Consider the following 272-nt stretch of genomic DNA (forward strand, 5'->3'; position numbering starts at 1 on the left):
AAAGGCGTAGTGGAAGGACAACAGGTTGATATTCCTGTACCACCGTAAGCCGTTATGAGCAATGGGGTGACACAGAAGGGCAGTGACGCGGACTGATGGAATAGTCCGTCCAAGCAGTGAGGCTAGTCGGTAGGCAAATCCGCCGACTATTAGGCTGGGCTGTGATGGGGAGCGAAAATTGCAGTAGCGAAGGTCATGTACTCCGGCTGTCGAGAAAAGCCTCTAGCCAGGCGAAGGTGCCCGTACCGCAAACCGACACAGGTAGGCGAGCA

The 272-nt window shown here is 55.1% G+C and carries 1 rRNA gene; it reads left to right on the forward strand.

From position 1 onward, the window contains the following. Nucleotides 1–272 (forward strand): 23S ribosomal RNA (locus tag NQZ67_RS30120); the annotation flags it as partial.

The sequence above is a fragment of the Paenibacillus soyae genome (assembly GCF_024623455.1).
Taxonomy (GTDB): Bacteria; Bacillota; Bacilli; order Paenibacillales; family Paenibacillaceae; genus Pristimantibacillus; species Pristimantibacillus soyae.